Annotated in this window: 18 protein-coding genes; 10 read left to right on the plus strand and 8 right to left on the minus strand. The window is 69.9% G+C overall.

The features are described 5' to 3' along the window. The first annotated feature begins 46 nt into the window (after positions 1–46). Together ACIRL2_RS40475 and ACIRL2_RS40480 are read left to right on the plus strand one after the other, a co-directional pair. Positions 47–2,041, plus strand: coding sequence for a hypothetical protein (locus ACIRL2_RS40475; protein ID WP_402239146.1), 1,995 nt, complete (start codon positions 47–49; stop codon positions 2,039–2,041). Positions 2,042–2,235: 194 nt separating this feature from the next. Continuing rightward, a complete protein-coding gene (locus tag ACIRL2_RS40480) occupies positions 2,236–2,544 on the plus strand; it encodes an ANTAR domain-containing protein (RefSeq protein WP_402239195.1) in 309 nt (102 codons plus the stop codon). A 704-nt stretch (positions 2,545–3,248) separates the two neighbouring features. Here ACIRL2_RS40480 and ACIRL2_RS40485 read toward each other — a convergent pair. Continuing rightward, the gene (locus ACIRL2_RS40485; protein ID WP_402239149.1) at positions 3,249–3,719 is read right to left on the minus strand and encodes a hypothetical protein; all 471 of its coding nucleotides are present in this window, start codon (positions 3,717–3,719) and stop codon (positions 3,249–3,251) included. Positions 3,720–4,155: 436 nt separating this feature from the next. Here ACIRL2_RS40485 and ACIRL2_RS40490 point away from each other — a divergent pair, with 436 nt between their 5' ends. Continuing rightward, positions 4,156–4,410: a hypothetical protein gene (locus ACIRL2_RS40490; RefSeq protein ID WP_402239152.1), complete on the plus strand. Its 255-nt coding sequence runs from the start codon at positions 4,156–4,158 to the stop codon at positions 4,408–4,410. A 509-nt stretch (positions 4,411–4,919) separates the two neighbouring features. Continuing rightward, a complete protein-coding gene (locus ACIRL2_RS40495; protein WP_402239154.1) occupies positions 4,920–5,366 on the plus strand; it encodes a hypothetical protein in 447 nt (148 codons plus the stop codon). Positions 5,367–5,440: 74 nt separating this feature from the next. On the opposite strand, the gene ACIRL2_RS40500 is transcribed toward ACIRL2_RS40495, so the two are convergent. Together ACIRL2_RS40500 and ACIRL2_RS40505 are read right to left on the minus strand one after the other, a co-directional pair. Then, complete coding sequence (locus ACIRL2_RS40500) at positions 5,441–6,007, minus strand: TetR/AcrR family transcriptional regulator (RefSeq protein WP_402239155.1); 567 nt, start codon at positions 6,005–6,007, stop codon at positions 5,441–5,443. Positions 6,008–6,050: 43 nt separating this feature from the next. Further along, entirely contained in the window at positions 6,051–7,559 is a 1,509-nt protein-coding gene (locus ACIRL2_RS40505) for an MFS transporter (protein WP_402239158.1), read from the minus strand. 460 nt (positions 7,560–8,019) lie between these two features. Here ACIRL2_RS40505 and ACIRL2_RS40510 point away from each other — a divergent pair, with 460 nt between their 5' ends. Continuing rightward, positions 8,020–9,564 carry an FAD-dependent oxidoreductase gene (locus ACIRL2_RS40510; RefSeq protein WP_402239160.1) on the plus strand — a complete coding sequence of 515 codons (1,545 nt, stop codon included), beginning with the start codon at positions 8,020–8,022 and terminating at the stop codon, positions 9,562–9,564. Positions 9,565–10,012: 448 nt separating this feature from the next. Beyond that, positions 10,013–10,837, plus strand: a complete 825-nt coding sequence (locus ACIRL2_RS40515; RefSeq protein WP_402239162.1) for a hypothetical protein — start codon at positions 10,013–10,015, stop codon at positions 10,835–10,837. 287 nt (positions 10,838–11,124) lie between these two features. Here the strand turns inward: ACIRL2_RS40515 and ACIRL2_RS40520 are convergent, their stop codons facing one another. Beyond that, positions 11,125–11,373, minus strand: coding sequence for a hypothetical protein (locus tag ACIRL2_RS40520; RefSeq protein WP_402239165.1), 249 nt, complete (start codon positions 11,371–11,373; stop codon positions 11,125–11,127). A 265-nt stretch (positions 11,374–11,638) separates the two neighbouring features. Here ACIRL2_RS40520 and ACIRL2_RS40525 point away from each other — a divergent pair, with 265 nt between their 5' ends. The 3 genes from ACIRL2_RS40525 to ACIRL2_RS40535 all read left to right on the plus strand — a co-directional run bounded on the left by ACIRL2_RS40525 (position 11,639) and on the right by ACIRL2_RS40535 (position 14,592). Beyond that, entirely contained in the window at positions 11,639–11,953 is a 315-nt protein-coding gene (locus ACIRL2_RS40525; RefSeq protein ID WP_402239167.1) for a hypothetical protein, read from the plus strand. Positions 11,954–11,964: 11 nt separating this feature from the next. Next, positions 11,965–12,945 (plus strand): hypothetical protein, encoded by a 981-nt coding sequence (locus tag ACIRL2_RS40530; protein ID WP_402239169.1) that lies wholly within the window; start codon positions 11,965–11,967, stop codon positions 12,943–12,945. Positions 12,946–14,211: 1,266 nt separating this feature from the next. Continuing rightward, positions 14,212–14,592 carry a hypothetical protein gene (locus tag ACIRL2_RS40535; RefSeq protein WP_402239172.1) on the plus strand — a complete coding sequence of 127 codons (381 nt, stop codon included), beginning with the start codon at positions 14,212–14,214 and terminating at the stop codon, positions 14,590–14,592. Positions 14,593–14,895: 303 nt separating this feature from the next. Here the strand turns inward: ACIRL2_RS40535 and ACIRL2_RS40540 are convergent, their stop codons facing one another. Beyond that, positions 14,896–15,285 (minus strand): hypothetical protein, encoded by a 390-nt coding sequence (locus tag ACIRL2_RS40540; protein WP_402239173.1) that lies wholly within the window; start codon positions 15,283–15,285, stop codon positions 14,896–14,898. After that, positions 15,282–15,749 carry a hypothetical protein gene (locus ACIRL2_RS40545; protein WP_402239175.1) on the minus strand — a complete coding sequence of 156 codons (468 nt, stop codon included), beginning with the start codon at positions 15,747–15,749 and terminating at the stop codon, positions 15,282–15,284. Before ACIRL2_RS40545 ends, ACIRL2_RS40540 begins: the two co-directional genes overlap by 4 nt. A gap of 55 nt (positions 15,750–15,804) precedes the next feature. Between ACIRL2_RS40545 and ACIRL2_RS40550 the strand changes: the two genes are divergently transcribed. After that, complete coding sequence (locus ACIRL2_RS40550) at positions 15,805–16,683, plus strand: AAA family ATPase (RefSeq protein WP_402239178.1); 879 nt, start codon at positions 15,805–15,807, stop codon at positions 16,681–16,683. 517 nt (positions 16,684–17,200) lie between these two features. Here the strand turns inward: ACIRL2_RS40550 and ACIRL2_RS40555 are convergent. Together ACIRL2_RS40555 and ACIRL2_RS40560 are read right to left on the minus strand one after the other, a co-directional pair. Next, a complete protein-coding gene (locus ACIRL2_RS40555; protein WP_402239180.1) occupies positions 17,201–17,632 on the minus strand; it encodes a hypothetical protein in 432 nt (143 codons plus the stop codon). Positions 17,633–17,705: 73 nt separating this feature from the next. Further along, positions 17,706–17,921, minus strand: coding sequence for a hypothetical protein (locus ACIRL2_RS40560; protein WP_402239182.1), 216 nt, complete (start codon positions 17,919–17,921; stop codon positions 17,706–17,708). Between the last annotated feature and the right edge of the window lie 12 nt (positions 17,922–17,933).

Raw genomic sequence — 17,933 nt, forward strand, 5'->3', positions numbered from 1 at the left:
CGGCCGAGGACGGCCACCGGGAGGTGCGGGGGTCCTTCCGGTCACCGTGCGCGGATCGCCTGTTCGCTGTGCGCGGACCGCCGATTCCAATGCTGCGCCGCTTGCGAGGGTCTCGGTATACGACGCGAGACGGTTTTCGTCGCCCGGCGCCGCTGTGCCGCGCGACCGGGAACGAGACCCGCCTGCGTCGCAGGTGCTTGGTGACACGGAGGTTTTCAGGATGGCTCGCACAGCACGATCCCGGCTTGTCGGCAGGTGGGCGACCCGCCCGTCCGCCGTGCTGTTCCTCGCAGCGGCTCCGCTGCTCGTTGCGGCGCCCGGCGTTGCGGCGCCAAGCGGTGCGGCGCCAAGCGGTGCGCCGGCGGCAGCGGTCGAGAGCGACGCCTACAGTGCGCGCTACCTCGTGCAGCCCAATCCGCTGCCATCAACCAATGGGTTGGCTTTGGATGGCCGGGGGAACCTGTATGTGGCCCAGGCGCTCTACGACCGCATCACGCGGATCGATCTCACCACGGGTGCCGCCGAGCGCATCGCGGACGACACCGATCCGGTGGCCGATGCCTTGCAATCTCCCGACGATGTGGCCGTCGGCCCGGACGGGAACCTCTACGTCACGAACGCCTTGAAGAAGTCGGTGGTCCGGATGGCGCCGGACGGCTCCGCGCGGACCACCATCGCCTCCGAGGTGACCGACGGGGTCACCGGGCCGAACGGCATCGCCTTCGCCTCCGACGGACGGCTGTTCGTGAGCGATCTGGCGTTCGACCCCGCGCACCCGGGTGGCCTGTGGCAGGTCGATCCCCAAGGAGCAGCCGCTCCGAGGCAGCTCACCCACCGGCTTCGCGTGCCGGAGGGCTTCGGCATGGCGTCCGACGGTCTGGCATACATACCGGAGTACTACGCCGGGCGGATCGCCGTCGTGGACCCCGGCAACCCGGGCTCTGTCGCCGGACTCTCCACCCGGTTCCAGGGTCTGGTGTCGGCGGTGAAGGTGATGCCGAAGACTCTCGACCCGGCCGAGTCGTTGGTCCTGGTAGAGAACCTTCCGGGCCAAGGCAACGTGTGGCGGGTGGACCGGGCCTCGGGGAGCAAGACGCTGCTCGCCGCCGGCCGCGGAGCCTTCGACAACCTGGCAATCGATCCGGGCAGCGGCACGATCTACGTCTCGAACTTCGTGCAGGGCGGGATCCAGCGGGTGAATCCGCGCACGCGCACGCTGACCGGGGTCTTCCCGACCGGGCCGCTGGCCACCCCCACGTCGTTGAGCCTCAACCCCGACGGATCTCTCCTCGTCGCCGGTGCCACGTCGCTCGCCTCGGTGTCGCCCCGCGGCCGGGTGACGACGCTCTCGCAATTCCTGATCAGCCGGAACCAGGGCGTCACCCCCGGAGCCGTGCAGATCGGCACCACGTTGTACTACACCGACTGGCTCGACTCTTCGCGTCCCGGACGCCTGATGAAACTCGACCTCCGCACCGGCACCCGAAGCGTCGTCGCGAGCGGGTTCGTCATCCCCTGGCATGTGCGGCAAGGCCCTGCGGGCACCGTGCTGGTGTCCGACGAGGCACTGGGCAACGTCTACCGCGTGAACGTCGCCGACGGCGCCCGGACGGTAGTCGCCACGGGGCTGAATTCTCCGGCCGGCCTCGCGTACGACGCCCACACGCAGCAGGTCTACATCGCCGAGGCGGGCGCCGGGCGCGTGGTTGCCGTGCCGGTCCAGGGCGGCACCCCCGGCACGGTCGCCGGCGGTCTCGACAAGCCCGAAGGCGTGACGCTGGACGGCCAGGGCCGACTCCTCGTCGTCGATGCCCAGGGCAGTGCCCAGCAGAACCCCGCCGCTCCCGGCAGCCTGCTGCGCGTCGTTCCCGGGACCGCGAGCCGAACCGTTCTGGCGACCGGGCTGCCCACCAAGATCACCGGAATCACGTTGATTCCCGGCTTCACCTTCACGTCGGATGTGGTTGCGCGTGCGGACGGCACAATCGTGGTGAGCGGGGCGGCCAACGGCTCGATCATCGAACTCTCCCCGAACCGCTGACCCACTCGGCACGGGATCCTCGTCCGACGGAACCGGTTCCAGCGTCCGCAGCCCCGCAGCAATGCGGGGCTGCGGGTCCCACTTTGGACGTTCGAGGCCGGGACCTGGCGCTGGGACGCCTGCTGAACGTGCCCTGCACGGACAGGTACGCCAAGGCGACGGTCAACTGGAGTCGGACGGCGCGCGCGGCATGGGTGAGGTCTGGCAAGGCGTCGACCGCGAACTCGACCACACGTGGCCGTGAAGGTGCCGCCCATGGAACCGACGCGTCAGGAGCGGTCCCGCCAACGAGGCGGGCACCTGCGCCGGCCCTGGCATCGCGGGCGGACGTCGACCAGGCCAAGGGCCTGCCGATGGCCCGATACGGCGTGGACGCCAACCGCGCGTTCGCGACCCTCTCGCGGACCTCCCAGGAACGAAGCATCAAACTCCGCACCAGCGCCCGCGAGTTGCCCGCATCGGTCACCCCCACCCGGACCGACCACACGCCCGCGCCACCGTGAACCAGGCGCCACACGGATCGGGAGGTGCACGTTCGCAGTACGCAGGACCGCGGTGAAGTGGTCGGCCGACCACCCGCCCGCGAAGCGGCGCCCGCCGCCCGCAGCACACCGCAGCGCCGATCCGGTGACTCCCGGCACAACGGCCCGAACCGGCGGCGCGGCCCGACACGGCATCGGGCACGGGCGGCACCCGTGCGGTCGGGCGCCTCCTCCCCCGCCGGAAGGAGACGCCCACCCACCACACGCCATCCCTCCCCGGTCGGGAAACAGAGGGGAACGGCGTCCACCACCCCTGCCCCGCCCGCCACGACCCTCACGCGCCCGACCGAGTGAAACCCGACACCACCGCCCGGACCGACGTCAGCCCGGATCCGACCGAACCCTGCACCGAATACCGGCACGTCCACCGGACCCACGTCCTCCCACAGACCAGCAGGCGGATCGGTGGCGCCACCTGCCTCATTATCGACGTCGAACCGAACGCACCGGGCCCTGACCCGCTACTGACAAGACACACCCCCCATCGGGAACCGAGCCCGGAAGTCGTACGGGAAACCAGACAGGAAAACCGAGCGAGAACCACAGGCCACCACCGGCACGGCCCCGTTGGTCACGGTCGTCCACGACAGCAACCACGCCCGTGTTCGGCGCACCGGCTGCCGGACCGCCTGCCGCCCGACCGGCACGGCGGGACGAGGGCCGGGTCAGGAGCGTTCGGGGATCTCGCGATCCGGGCTCGCGTACCAGGGGACCTGGTGGACCTCTCCCGCGCCGACGGTCACGGTGAGACCGAAGTCGAACACCTCCGGGCGACCCACCCGGTCCCACCAACGGTAAGCCTCCTCGACCTCGGTCCACAGCGAACGCGGCCCCGGCTGAAGGACGTTCGGACGACGACCATCGGCAAAGCCCGCCGCGGCCACCGAGGGAACCGCACCGCCGGCCGTCAACCACAGCGTGCCGTCACCGGCACCCTCGCCGGGAACCAACACCGGCACACACCCCGGAACCCGCAGACCGATGACGAAGGCGATCGGATCGTGGGGACCACCGACCACGTCCGCCGGTGCCAGCTCGGTGCCGCCGGCACGCGCCACGCCCGGCCATCCCTCGGGGAGGTCGATCACCGGCGGCACCGCACGTTGGGCGCGCAGCTTCATGAACGACAACGCCATCGTGAACGGCCCACTCGCCCGGCCCAGTCCCGAAACCGCTCCGCGAAGTCGGGATCTTGGCCACCGAGACGGTCCATCGCGGCCCGCACACGAGGTTCCCACCCGGGCATGCCGAAGTGGTCGGAGACATCCCTGCTCGGCGCCGCTGCAAGGAGCATGAATTCCTCGGAGGACAACTCCTCCTGCAGATACACCAGGTAGGCGACGCGTCGCCTCACGTGCCTCTCGATCCCAGCCAGTACGCCGCGTCCGAACTGCGCCGGCGTGCCGGATGTCCCCGGATCATCGCCGCGTAGTCGACCCCGGCCCCTGTCACAAACTCCCCGATGCTCAAAAACCGCCACCAGCCACAGCGAATGGTGGCCTGCGCCGAGCCGGGTCGCGAACGTCAGCCGCGGTCATGGTGGCCTCCGGTTTCACCGATCACGGTTCGATGATGTCGATCCTGATCTGGGGACTCTTCGGCGGTGTTCTGGTCCGCACGGTGGCAGGCGCCCTGCGTGGCGACTGGTACTTCAGGGCTGACGTCGACGGGCCTGCGATCTGCGCCACGACGATCCGCGGCGAGTGCCTCGCCCGTCTGCCCTGGGAGCAGGTGCAGGCCATCGTCGTGTGGAAAGCCCAGCACAACCTGTGGATCGGCGTCGTTCCCCCGGTGTCCCGACCTGCCGCAACTCGTCCTGCTGCTTGATGAGATCGCGCCGCACGTCACCCTCGTCGACCACAGCCGCCGCCGATCGATCGTCCATCGCCGGGGTATCGACCCCAACCCGATCGGCTGACCGCGCGGTTCCGCAGGGGCCACCGGAATCGTGCAGGAAGCTCGCTGAGACGGGCTCCCACACAAGCTGCGGCCGGCCCGTCAAACGGCTTCCCCACCACGCCGGGTGGTCCGCCCACCGGCCATCGAACACGCCCGCCGCGACGCCCCCGGGGAACTCGATCCCGGCCACGCCGTAGGTCTCCGGGTGTGCGCGAGAACGGCAGGCCGACGGGAGAACCCACCCTCCACAGGCCACCACACCACCGCCGGATCCCGGACGGCACGCACTGGGCATCCCTGACCACCGGGCGTGGGACAGGGGCACTCCTGCCGGAGGCATTGGCACCCCTGCCCGACCCCGACCCGGCCGTCCGGGCCGACGCCGCAACCGACGCGCTCGGGGAGGTGAACCACCAGACACCATCTACGAGGCCACCGTGCCCGTGGCCCGCTACGTCGCGGCCATCCTCGACCAACCCCACCTCACAGCAGGCGACTTCGACCCCGACGCCGCAGCGCCGTCACGCCCGACCCTGGTGAGACTGCTGGAATGGCTCGGCGACATCACCTACGACGCGGACGACGAATGCGTCGCCATCGGCGAACGCATGGACGGGGAGCGGTTTCTCCACGAGTACGCGGAGACGCGCGCGTTTCGAGACCTGCGGCCGGTCATCCTCGCCGCCGTCCGGCCCTTCCTCGGCCACGAGAACGCGGACGTCCGCGACGCGGCTCTCGTCGCCACCATCCCCCTTGCCGAACACCCTCTCCTGGGCGGGCATCGCAGCGAACTGGCCGATCACGCCCGCCGCCTCCTGGCCACGAGCACCGATCGCCACAACCGGGACCGCGCCCTGGATCTGGGCGCGCTTGCCGATGGTTGATGGGGGTGGGTCGGTGAGCGCCTCTGCGAATCGATGGGGCTGCCAACGCTCAATGAGCGGCTTGGCCTCGTCGGTCACTTGTCGACGGCTCGGTGGAGAACAGCGCGGAGATGGCCGATGTCGGCGCGGCCGTTGTCGAGGAGGATCGCGGTGCAGAGCCCGTCTGAGGCGGCGACGAGGGCCGCGATGGCCTGGAGGTCGTCGGTGAGGGTGGTGCCCAGTTCGGCGATGTTCTCTCGCCAGCGCCGTGCCACTGGGCGCAAGGCGGGACGGCGGGCGGCAAGAGTCGCCAATTCACGTTCGGCGAGGGCTCGATCCCTTCCGGAGCCGGCGGTCTCGGCGATCAGTTCGGCCAGCCCGGTGAGCTTGTCACCGTCGCCGTCGATGATGGTGCGGACACGGGCGGTATAGGCGTCTGCGACGCTGGTCAGGGCGGCGACCAGCAGGTCATCGAGGGTGGCGAAGTAGTAGGTGCTCAGGGACGTGGTGATGCCGGCCTGTTTGGCGACAGTGCGGTGGGTGACTCCTGCCGCACCGTCGCGGGTGACCACGGCGAGGGTGGCGTCGATGATCCCGGCGCGGCGCTTCTCTCCGCGCGCCCGGCGTCCGTCGGCGTGCTCATCGGGGTCGTTGTCAGCCATGCAGTCCTCCTCGCGCCTACCTCCAGAATAGTCGGACCATTGTTCAAATGTTGGCGTCGATGTCCTGGTCGTGTCCAAGGCGGGGGACGTGGCGCAGCATCGAAAGGCACAGCACGGTAGCGGCGGCGATGGCCACACCGGCGATCAGGGAAGCGACGTTCAGACCCGTGGTGAAGGCCAGTCGGGCAGCTTCCACGGTCACGCCCGGGCGATCCTCGGCGATCGCGACCGTCGCGCTCAGGCTGTCGGTGAGCGCGTTCGACGATTCCGGCGAAAGCTCCTCGGGCACGCGGACCTGAGCGCGGTACACCGCGGTGGTGAGGCTGCCGAGCAGCGCGACTCCCACGGCGATGCCCAGTTCCTGGACGGTCTCGGACATCGAGGCGGCTGAGCCGGACTTCGATGCCGGGGCCGCGCCGACGACGATGTCGGTGCCGAGGGCGGCGATCGCTCCCAGGCCGAGATAGACAAACGCGAACCCGATCGCGACGGAAACCTCGTCGCCGAGCCCGGCGGTCGCCAGCAACGCATAGCCGACGAGGGAGACACCGAGGGTGGTGCCCATGACGTAGCCGGGTCGAATGCGCCGGGCGATCAAGGGTGCGCCGACCGCGGCGGCGAACATCGCCAGCGCCGGCGGGCCCATCCACAATCCCGCCGCGAACGGTGTGAGGCCTTCGACGAGTTGGAGGTACTGGGTGACCAAATACATGGAGCCCCCGACGCCGACGAGTCCGATCAGCAGCACGAGGAGCGCAACGGTGAAGGCCCGATCGGCGAACAGGGATACGTCCAGCAGCGGGTCGGCCAGGCGACGCTGCCGGCGCACGAACACTGCACCGGCCGCGAGGCCCGCGACGGCGAGCACCAACGGCCGGCCGCCGGGCCCGTGGGCGGCGATGTGCTTGACGGCGTAGATGACCGGCAGGGTTGCAGCCAGCGACAGGCCCACGCTGATCAGGTCGAGCCGACCCGCCGAGGGGTCGGCGTACTCGGGCAGCAAGGTGCGCCCGCCGATCAGGACGATGACCGCGATGGGCACCGCCAAGAGGAACACCGCGCCCCACCAGAAGGCGTCGACCAGCAGCCCGCCCACGATGGGTCCGGCTGCCATACCGAGGGCGAACATCGTGGCCCATACGCCGATCGCGACCGCGCGCCGGCGGACATCGGGAAACATGTTCGAGATCAAGGACAGCGTGGAGGGCATGAGCGTGGCGCCGGCTATTCCCAGCAGCGCACGCGCGAGGATCAACAACTCGGCCGTGGGCGCGAACGCGGCGAACACCGAGGCCGCAGCGAAGGCGACCATGCCGATCATCAACAGGCGCCGCCTGCCGATCCGATCGCCCAGGGTTCCCATCGTGATCAACGAACCGGCGATGAAGAATCCGTACGCGTCCATGATCCACAGCAACTGCGCCCCGGAGGGCGACAGATCGGCCGTCATGCTCGGTGCCACGAGATAGAGCGCCGTCACGTCCAATCCCAACAGTGCCGTCGGCAACGCCAACAGCCCCAATCCCGCCCACTCTCTCGCTCCTGCACGCATCGGCTTCTCCCGTCCGTGTGAGACCCCCGGCAAACAAGTTGAACCATAGTACAACTAGTACTGTCGTTCAAATAGTTTCGCGCCGTGCCGCCGCCTCTCGACCCGATCGAGGTGCTGATCCGCAGTCCCTGGATCGGCAAAGAGAACGGGCCTGCCTCACATCCGGTGGCAGCAGCCGAGGGTTACGGGGCGCCCCAACAGACAGGTCGACGAGCTGACATTCCGGAACGGGTGGGCCGCAGGCGGCGCTGCAGCGGGTGGCCGTGATGCCGGCCGCGCCGGCTCTCGCCTTGGCGCACACGCTCGCGGTCCGGGCGAGGTGGTCGACGCACTTGCGGCTGACACGCCTCCTGCCGGAACCCGTCCACGCCGAGAGTGCTCGAGGCAGCAGCCCCCGCGATCGCGGGCGCGGAACGGACCGCGTACGCCTGACGACGGCCCAGCGCAAGCCGGCCCGCCCATGGCAGGGGTCGAAGCGGCATCCGCCGGCCCGGACCCCGAGTTCGCTTCGCTCTTCCCGGCGGCGTCGATCATCCCGCAGACGGTCGACGTCGACGATCTGGGATGGCATGTCGATGTCGCGCGGCAGTTCTTCGGCGCGTTGAACCTGAGCGCGGAAGCGGGCGTCCGGGTGCAGCGGCATTTCGAGCTGTTCGAGGACCGAACGCCGGTCCCTCCCTACGCGCCCCGAATGATGGGCTTCGAGGCCCTGCCCGAGAACGGGACGAACCGGGACGGCGTTCCCCGACGTCACGGCTGTGACCGCGTGTGGGGTTGGAGCTTCGACTGCTTCTTCGCGGAGATGCCGGTGTACCGCCGCTGGCTGACGGCCCAGTTGCGTGACCTCGGCTGTTCCATCGAGACGCGTCGCCTTGATCCCGGCGACGTCGACCACATCGATGCGGACGTCATCGTCAACTGCGCCGGATTCGGATCGGCACGCCTCTTCGGCCTGCAGCACGAGTTGACGCTCGTGAAGGGAGTCCTCCTATACGTCGATCCTCCCAACGCGGCGCTCGTCCGGGGCAAGACGGGGATCGCGAGCTACAACTACACGCCGACACCAGCCCTCCACTGCGCCGACCCCGCATCGGATCCCGCCGGACGAGCCGACGTCTACTTCTATCCGCGTGTGGACAGTTGGGTCCTCGGGGGCACCCGCCTGAGGGGAGCTCTCGATGACGCCGGCGCATGGATAGGCGAGGAAATCGTGGGGCCGACTCGGTGCATCGGCGCCGTCGACGTACCCGCTGCCGTGATCGACCTGAACCGCGAGCTGATCATCGGCCTCACGGGGGTTGATGTCCGCGATCGGTCGATGCGGGCCGTCGTCGGCTACCGCTGCACGCGCGACCCGGGTCGTGGCGGCGTCCGACTCGAGGCCGAATCCCGCAATGATCCGGTAGTCGTGCACAACTACGGACACGGCGGCAGCGGTGTGACGTTGTCGTGGAGCTGTGCCGTGCGAGTCGCGGCGATGCTCGGTGGGCCCCAAACCTCAACGACGCCGGCACCTTTGCGACAGCCTATGCATCGCCTCCTGCGCGAAATGGTCGTCGGCGTCCTTATCAATCATCGTGGCGTTCGCCCTGGTCGCGAGCGACCGGGGCGTCCGAACCGTCGGCGTGGACGGCATGACCGTCACCGACGTCGAAGCACCCTTGTTCCTGAACGGCCCGCGCTCGGGCATGACGTCCGGCACGTTGCGACGCCCGCCGGTGAGGGAACGCGGGATCCCCAAGCCGGGCGGCTCGCGAAGCGTTCGCAGCCTGGGGATTCCTTGCGTGGCGGACCGCGGCGTTCAGGAAGTTCTTGCCGGTATCGGGGTGTCCGTGGCAGCTCGGTCAGTCCGCCGTCCAGCCGCGGAAGGTGCCGACGCAGCCGCGGCCGGACAGTTCCTGGTGATCGAAGTGCCGATTCGAGCTGCGCACGGACGTCGTCCAGGGTGTCGCCGTCGTTGTGGAACGCCACCTGCTTCGTCGTTGTGGAACGCCACCCCTGTTGACACGCCAACGACAGGCTTCTTGGGCGCCAGAGCACGTCGAGGCCCTCACCGCACTCCGGATGCGGCGGGCGTGGCGCCGACCACCAGGCGCCGGCCTCGGGCACAACCCTCCGGCGAGAATCCTCAGCGCTCTTGCGCAGCTCTCTCGCTCCGCGCAACACCGCAGGTCGACCACGCCCGCCCCGCGGTGCGCTGTGGCTTACACAGGTGATGCGGAGGACGTCTTGCAGGACAGCCGTTTGAGGGAAACATCCGTGTCGCCCCGTCATCGACCCCAGAATCGTCCGTTAAGCTCGCGCCGCCATGCAGGTTCCGACTTTTCACGGAGGGCAGGACGGCGAGGATCAATCGCGAGCGTCTCGTCGGAACGCTGACGTTCTGGCTGCGTCCGGCCTTCGCGCTGCGAGTCGTCAATCGGTTTCAGCGGATCCTTGGTTTCGACCGCTCGATGGCCCTGGCGTCCAGCGCTCTCACCGCACTGATTCCGCTGGCGATCCTCGGTAGCGCCGTCCTGGGCGACTTCGTCCGCTACGACTCCGGCGGGCGGATCATCAAGCGCTACCGCCTCACCGGCGCGGGCGCCGAGGCGGTCGAATCCCTCTTCTCCCCTGCCGAAAGCACGAACGCGAGCGTGGGCACCTTCGGAGTGGTGTTCCTGCTGATCTCGCTGCTGAGCTTCGCGCGAGCCGCCCAGCGGCTCTTCGAACAGACGTGGGAACTCAAGCCGCTCAGCGTGCGCAACACGCGCAACGACCTGTGGTGGATCCTTGCTCTCGGTGGCTACACGGTTGTCATCGGGTGGCTTTCCGCCGTCCTCGGGGGGAGTGGGCGAGGTCTGGTGGCCGCCGCCGGCGAGGCACCGGTGACCGCCGTGTTTCTCGTCTGGAGCGGTTGGATCCTGTCGGCGAAGCGGATCATGTGGCCCGACCTGATCCCTTTCGGCGTCACCGCGGCCGTTCTGACAGCGGTCTATTCCGTGGGTGCCGGCCTCTACCTGCCGCGTCTGTTCAACGCCTCCGTCTCGCGCTACGGGGTGGTCGGTGCCGTCTTCGCGATGATCTCGGCTCTCTTCGCGGCCATGCTCGTCCTCGTCGCATCGGCTGCGCTGGGACGAGAAGTACGAGACGAGCTCGGTCGGATCCGTGAAGGCCGACGCCCTTCCGACCACGAGGTCCGCCGGCAGTGGGACAGCGTGGTCGAGCAGACACGGTCACGGTGGCGGGCGGCACGTGAACAGGTCTCCCGTCATCGGACCAACGGTGCGGACCGCTGATGGTGCGACGGCTGACCAGCGCGTGCCACTCCGATGAGACACGCATCGACCCGGGGGGCGTAAACCAGCCTGTCAGCCGGACCGCCTCCTGAAACTTCGCCAGATCTGCGCGCAACACAGTGAGACTCTGAAAAGACCAGTGAGAACGGGCACCGTTGAGTTGCGGTGACCGGTTTTGCTGACGCAGCGTCACACCGAGGGGACGCCGAAGGTCTGTCAGAGGCGCGCATGGGGGACCGGTAGAGTTCCCGGTGGAGTGCCGGGAAGCCTGGTCGGCGAACAAGGGATCAATCTCTTCGCTGATCGGGGCTCACGTCATGGTGCTGGTTGCCGTCCACGGTGTCGCACTCCCTCCTTTTCCCGGTACCGGACTCCGGTCCGACAACCCGGTCCGTACCGTGCACGTCCCTGCCGTTGCCCATCACCCGGGCCGGCGCGACCACCGGCGACGGATTCCCCGGGGCGATCCGCATCACAGCCGACAGCATGGTCGTCCAAATCGCCGCGGCTTCGGCGGTGTTCGCGGTGCTGCTCACCGACAAGACGCACCTCCCGTGCCGGCCCACTCGCGTGGGCGAACGCCCGCGCCGGGCACCGGGAGAACGTCACCGTGCGTACCGACACGCCCGCCACCGCTCGGCCAAAGCACCGGTGCCCACCCACATGGACGAAGCCCCGAACGGCCGACTCGCGGTGTCGCCGCCACCGGCTCGACTTCGCGTCGATCCACCCTCGCGCCACCGCCCGCACCCACCCATCCCATAGGCACCCACCCCGCCCGGACACCCCCAAGGACGGACCATGAACGGCAACCCCGCCTACCACGCGATAGCCCTTGCCGCAGCCACGATGATGCTGCTCCCGCTCGTCTGGGCGACCCACACGGGGCGCCTGCCACGCCGGGCAGGCCCGACGAGCCGGCGGTCGCGGCGACGCAGATCGTGGGGACTGGCAGCCGGGTGGGCGATAGCCCCACTCAACGCCGTGCCCCGGATCGCCGACGCCGCGCCACCGGTGGTGGCCGCCTGCACCATGGCCGGAGGCGCGCTGCTCCTGACCGGTCTCGCCCTGATCGCCACCGCCGCGCGGATCGAGCACGCCGAGGCTGCGCTGTGACCCTCTCCGCGATGGACCGCAGCGCCAAGCGGCTGGCTGCTGCCGCCGCCGTCCTGATCCTGGTCGCGGCCGGCTGCATGATCTGGGCGGCCCAACACACCGGCGGCCTGCCCGACCGCGCGTGCTGGGGTTCGATCAAGGCGCGGGACCTCGAAAACGCCGCACCCCGCAACGGCGCGTGGAAGGTGAAGGAGGGCACCGACCACCGGGGCGATGCGACCTGCACCATCCGCAAGGGCGACTGGACCACCACGGTCACCGTCATGAAGACCCCGCTGCGCACACACCTGTGGTGGCAACTCGGCGCCGTGCCCTTGGGGGGCCGCCTGCCCGGCATGGTCAAACCGGGCGAAAAGCGCACCGATGGGTGGCTGTACCTCGGGCCGTGCGGCAACCGCATCGTCAACGCCGACGTCCCCTCCTCCGGCACCGACGACCGGGCGAGCATCGACCTGACCGCCCGCCTGCTGCTCGCCGTCGGCGACACCCGCATCCGCGACTGCGGCGGGCAAACCCCCTTCCCCGCCGCCCACCTGCAAGAACTCGACCCCCGACCCCGCAACGCCGACCCCACCCCCTGCGGCATCCCCGGACTGCCGCCGTCCCTGGACGGCAACGGCGAAGACCTGGCCCAACTGGGCGCCATCGACATCGCCGACGCCATCAGCCGCTGCGCCGTCATCAAGCGCGAAGACGCCGCCGGCTCCGCCGCGTTCGGCCCCGGCCTGCTCGGCGTCACCGTCGTCCACGACCCCAAGGTCGTGGACGCCCTGTCACCCACCGGCATCCGCGCCACCGTCACCGCAACGCGCGGCGCCCAACTCGTCCTCAACGACGAGGATCTGCGCTACGACCGCGACGGCGTCACCGAAGTCGTCTGCGGCACCGAACGCCGCTACGTCCACCTGATCACCGCAGGCACCGACGCCGACCACGCCCACAGCAAACGAGCCGTCCTCAACCTCGTCGCGGAAGACCTCGGCTGCGGATGAACCCGCGCGTTCTTCCGCGACCGAAATCCGCACGTGCCGACCCGGAAGTCACCCGTCGCAGCCCCTCCTCATCGGCATCGGTGACGGCCCGGGCGAACACCGTCGGGCCCGGACCGCGGCCGATTGGGACAGCACCGTGCTCATCGACGAATGGCCGGCCGGCGCGCCGTGAGGCCGATCTCACCGGACACGAGGTGCGCGGAAACCGGTGGTGGATCCCGACAGTCACGACCCGGACCGGTCGGCTGTTCCTGGTCGCCGACCAGGCACAGCACCTCCGAGTTCCTGGATGTCCGGCCGGGTTCGACCCCGCCACCGGCAGGCTGCCTACGACCGGCCGGACTCTCTCCGGCACGCACAAGTCCGCTCTCCAACACCGAGGGAACCGTCGTCGTGGTCACGACGACGAACATCACCGCCGCCCGGGAGACCGACACGGGGAAGTTGCTGTGGCGGCAGTCCGAGGATGAGGTCCGTTTGGCGCCGGTCACCGTGGTCTTGTACTCCGGCAGAGGCCCCCTCCGCACGAAAGCGGTCCTCCAACACACCGTCACTGACGTTCCCCTACCGGTTGGCACCGGCCACGCCGCGGTCACCCGCAACCCCGGAGCACATACGTCCTCGCCGCCCGGCAAGCCTGAGCACGGCACGAGGGGCAGGCACGCGGCGAATCTGTCGTCGAGATCGTGCCGTCCAGGCACAGGACATCGCCCCCGATGTAGCCGATGAAAAGCAGTCGGTCGGCAAGAGCGCGATGGCTGTCGAGGAAGCCGAATTTCGCCGGGACGGATTTCATCCGACTCGGAATCAAGGTGATGGCCTCCCCCCAACCCCCGCGGCACGCCGATCTCGCAGACGAGACGCCTGGCGTCACGATCGACCAGTGAATCCGGGACCTGGGTGACGGTGTGGAGCCCGTACACCCCATACGCCGCGATGAGTTCGTTCCTTATCGACAACACGTGCAACCTTTCCTGGACGGCCACCGAGAGGCACCGACCTTGGACTCCAAGGCGAAAACGCCGGCGAGTCGAGCCAGGGAGATCTACCGACAGCCCCAAGGGCTCCGAGGACGCCCCCGTCGACCGCAGCGCCGACCTGCGCCGGCCCACCGTGGGTGTTCTTCGCGGGTCTGAAGTGTCTGACTGTGAACCGGTGACTGTGCAGGTGGTCAGCGCCCTTCGCCGACGATGAGGTCCGGGAGTGTCCAGGGCCACCGCGCTGTACGGTCGGGCGAGTACCGCAGCCGTCGACACAGGAGCCGAGATGGGACCGGATCATGTTTCCGATTGGTTCTGGGAGGTCCTGGAAGCGACACGGCCGCGTCTTTCCGCCCTGGAGTCGTGGTTGGAGTCCCACTCGCGGGAGGTGCTTGAAGCGTTCGCGCTCGCATACGAGTCCGCGGCGGAATCGCTGGCCGACTTCTCGGAAGGTGTGAGCGTGGATGGGGACGTCTGGTCCGAAGACGGCACCGAGGATCTGTGCATGTGGGTGGTCGGGCAGGGCTACGGGCTGTGGAGTTCGGTGATTGTGGGAGAACTACGGCTGGAAGAAGTCGCTCGGATGTATCTGGGTCGTGCTCCGCTGCTTCCGGAAGGCGTGGCGCCGTGGGACGGGGATGTCTCGGACCCTGAGCACAGGGGCTAAGTCGGGACAGATCCTGGTCGGGTCCCAGCGTGTTGATGGTGCGGAAGAGGTGGTTGACCCCGTCGACCTCCCGGTTGTCGATCAGATCGGACACCAGCGCGTCCGCGGCCGGGTCGCCGACCCGGTTCGCGGTCTCCAACTCGGTCGCGATGTTCGCCGTCGTCAAAGTCACAGCACAACTCCATCCTCGTCGGGGGCGACCTCGGGTTCGTCCCCGGCAAGGGCGGCGGCGACGGTGCGCCGCGGGACGGCGCGGCGTCGGACGACACTGGTCATGCCGGAAAGGGGCGAGATCGCCGTCCGTCATCCTGTCCAAGCCGACTCGGACTTACATTGCCCCGATCGAGGGACGCGGTGGTACGCCGGGCGCACTCCGCGGCCCTCCCGACCGACCCGCCCGGCCGGGCGTACGCTCACCGGCGACGACGGGACTCCACCTGATGAAGGCCATGGCCCCCACTTCGGCGACCCACCACGCTTCTCGATCTCGGACTCGGCCGGGGTGCGGCCGAGCAGCGCGCGGGCGTCGTCGGCGTCGACGAGCGCGAACAGCTCGTCGCGGACCCCGCACAGCCGCTGCGGTGCCCACCCGCCGGCGCGCACGACGGCGGCGGCCTCGGCGTTCGCGCCCACGGCCGCGCACGCGGCACGCGAGCGCCCGAACTCCTCCTCGTAGGCGTCGAGTACGCTCACGCGTTCGGCGGTGAGCGGCAGCACGAAATCGCCGACGACTGCGCCCCGACCGACGCCGACGCCGAACCGGGCGACGTAGACGACACGACGCCGCTTTCCGGGTCCACCACGAGTTCGTCGTCGGCGTCCGTGTAGCGGCTGGTCGGCAGGCACGAATCGCATCCCGGCGGTCCGGTCGCGGACGGCGAGGCGGCCGTTGAACGGTCGGTCGGGGCGGGCGGGATGTCGAGGCGGTGACGCATGCCGAGCACCCGGTGTCCCTCGCGGCGCAGCGCGTCGGCCGGGGCGTCGTCGGTGTCGGCCACGACCATGTACGCGTGGTCCGGCTGTCCTGGGAGACACGGGCGCGGGACGTCGAGCACGCGCACCACCGTTCCGGGCTCCCACGCGATGCGTCTCGCGGTGCCCCGGCCCTTCACGAACACCGCGCCGGTGACGACGGTGGTGCCGCCGAGGAACCTCACCCGCGCCTGCGACGGAAGCGGAGACCGACACGAATGCACCCGGCAGGATGGGCCCGTGCCGAAGAACCCGCCGGAATCGATGCAGCACCACCTGCGCCGGCGTCTGAACCGACATGCTCGCGCAGGCCGGCCCCACGTGGACGCCATCGCGGTCCGCTTTCGCGCAGGATTCGCCTACGTGGCCGCCGAGTTGCCCGGTGGGGAGAGTCTGCCGCTGTGCAGACTGCGCTTCACCGGTGTGCTGCACACCTGGGGCTTCGCCCTCTATCTGGCCGGCAACGACAGCTACCGGGACAACATCCTGCCCAGCGGACTGCCGGTCGGCTCCCCGGAGGAAGCCCTCGACTGCGCAGGCGACCTCTACCTCGACACTCTCGCACCGACCATCCGGGTGCCGGCAGGACTCGTCGTCCTCGTCGGCCCGCCGGCCTCGGGCAAGACCAGCTTCGGTCGGGCGCTGATCGACAGCGGGCAGATCGACGCGGAAACCGTGGTGTCCAGCGACGGGATCCGCGCGGAGCTTTTCGGCACCTCACCCGCACAAGCGGAATCCGACGCGGCGGACGCACGGATCTTCGAGGAACGTGACCGCAGGATCGTCGCCAGGCTCGCCACCGGACGCAGCGCAGTCGCCGAGTCGACGAACGTCACCCCGCAGGCACGCGCACGACTCATCGCCATCGCCGGCCGCTTCAACGCCCCGGTGACCATGCTGCGATTCAACCCGGACCTCACCGACCTCCTCCAGCAGTACACCGAGCGAGGCCGAACCGACCTCACCCCCGCAGACGTCCACGCCTACGCCGCGGCCATGGCCCGAGACGCCAGTGCCGAGCAGCTCCGCTCCGAGGGCGCAACCACCGTTCACGATGTCCCCGGACGTCGCCAAGCGACCACGCCTGCCGAAGCCGCCGCGCACTTCTCCTTCGCCTGACACACCCGAGGTGTCCAGACCCGCCTTTCGGCACCTCTCCACGAGCTTCTGCGGAGCAGCCCTAGGCTAGGACCCATTCCTGCGGGGCGGGGCCCCGCAGGCCACCAGGTGGTCCAGCGCCCGCCCGGGCGTCCCGACTTCGGCGGCGGCCGGTGGGGCCGGCTCGTCGTCGATAACGAGGCCGGCCGGGTCCTCGACGGCGGCAGGCGGCGGGACCAGGCGAGCGAGCGCAGGCCGGCCAGGGCGCGCAGCGCGGCGGTGGCCGCGGTCGCCTCGCGGTGCGCGACGCGCAGTTGCTCGCCGGTCCGGCCCAGGCCACGCAGATCGGCGGCCAGGCCGCCGTCGCGCCAATCCGCGACACGTCCGCCCGGGACGCGAACCGCCGGTGGACCCGCGCCCGGGCCGGGAATCGACTCCAAACGCTGGTTGTCGACTCCGGTCCAGCCGCGCCGGTCCGGCTACGGCAATGCCCCCGGATGCCACCGCAGGCCGCCCGGCGCCGTTCCCGCGCCTGCGGTCAACCATGGGACTTGGCGAACGCCTCGTTCACGCATCGCACGGCCCGCGCCAACTCGACCGCATCGACCGGCCACACGGGGTCCTCGGCGGCGTCCGGGTCCGTCACGGCCACGATCCGCCTGGCCACGTCCACCTCGGCCGCGACCCGATCGGCGAACCGCCCGACCACGGCGGTGACCTCGGGGCTCGCGCCGGTGGACGAAATCCCGTACCACTCCCCCGGATCCCAGACCACCAGGACCTCGCCCAGATGCACGCCGCACCCGGGCAGGCTGTCCTCCGCTCCGCCGCAGGCCGCCACCCAACCGAGCAGCGGCGCGCCGTCGTCACCGATGGGGCCGCCGCACGGGTGGCTGGACGCGGCGCCGAGCGGGCACCGCCGGCCACCGGGGGGCTTGTCCTTGTCCTGGTGGTGGTTGTTCGTCGTCATGCGTCCCACCTTCGCCGCCTCGACCGGCCGGCCGCCAGTGACCGCCTCGGGCCGCAGGCGGTTTCGGCCACGGCTACGCGGGTTCGACGACGGGGATCCGGTCCGACCTCAACAGCGGGACCTGGGTGGTGTCGAAGCCGTACCAGCCCCTTCCGTAGGCGAGCGAGAGCCGGGGATAGTCCTCGACCCAGGCGGCGAGTTCCTCCCGCTCCTCGTCGTCGACACCGTACGGCGCGGCGGTCAACGCCACCGACCGCCCGCCCCTCGTCCAGGCGCTGACGTGGTCCATCCACCGCCACCG

The organism is Embleya sp. NPDC127516 (genome assembly GCF_044765325.1).
Lineage (GTDB): Bacteria > Actinomycetota > Actinomycetes > Streptomycetales > Streptomycetaceae > Embleya.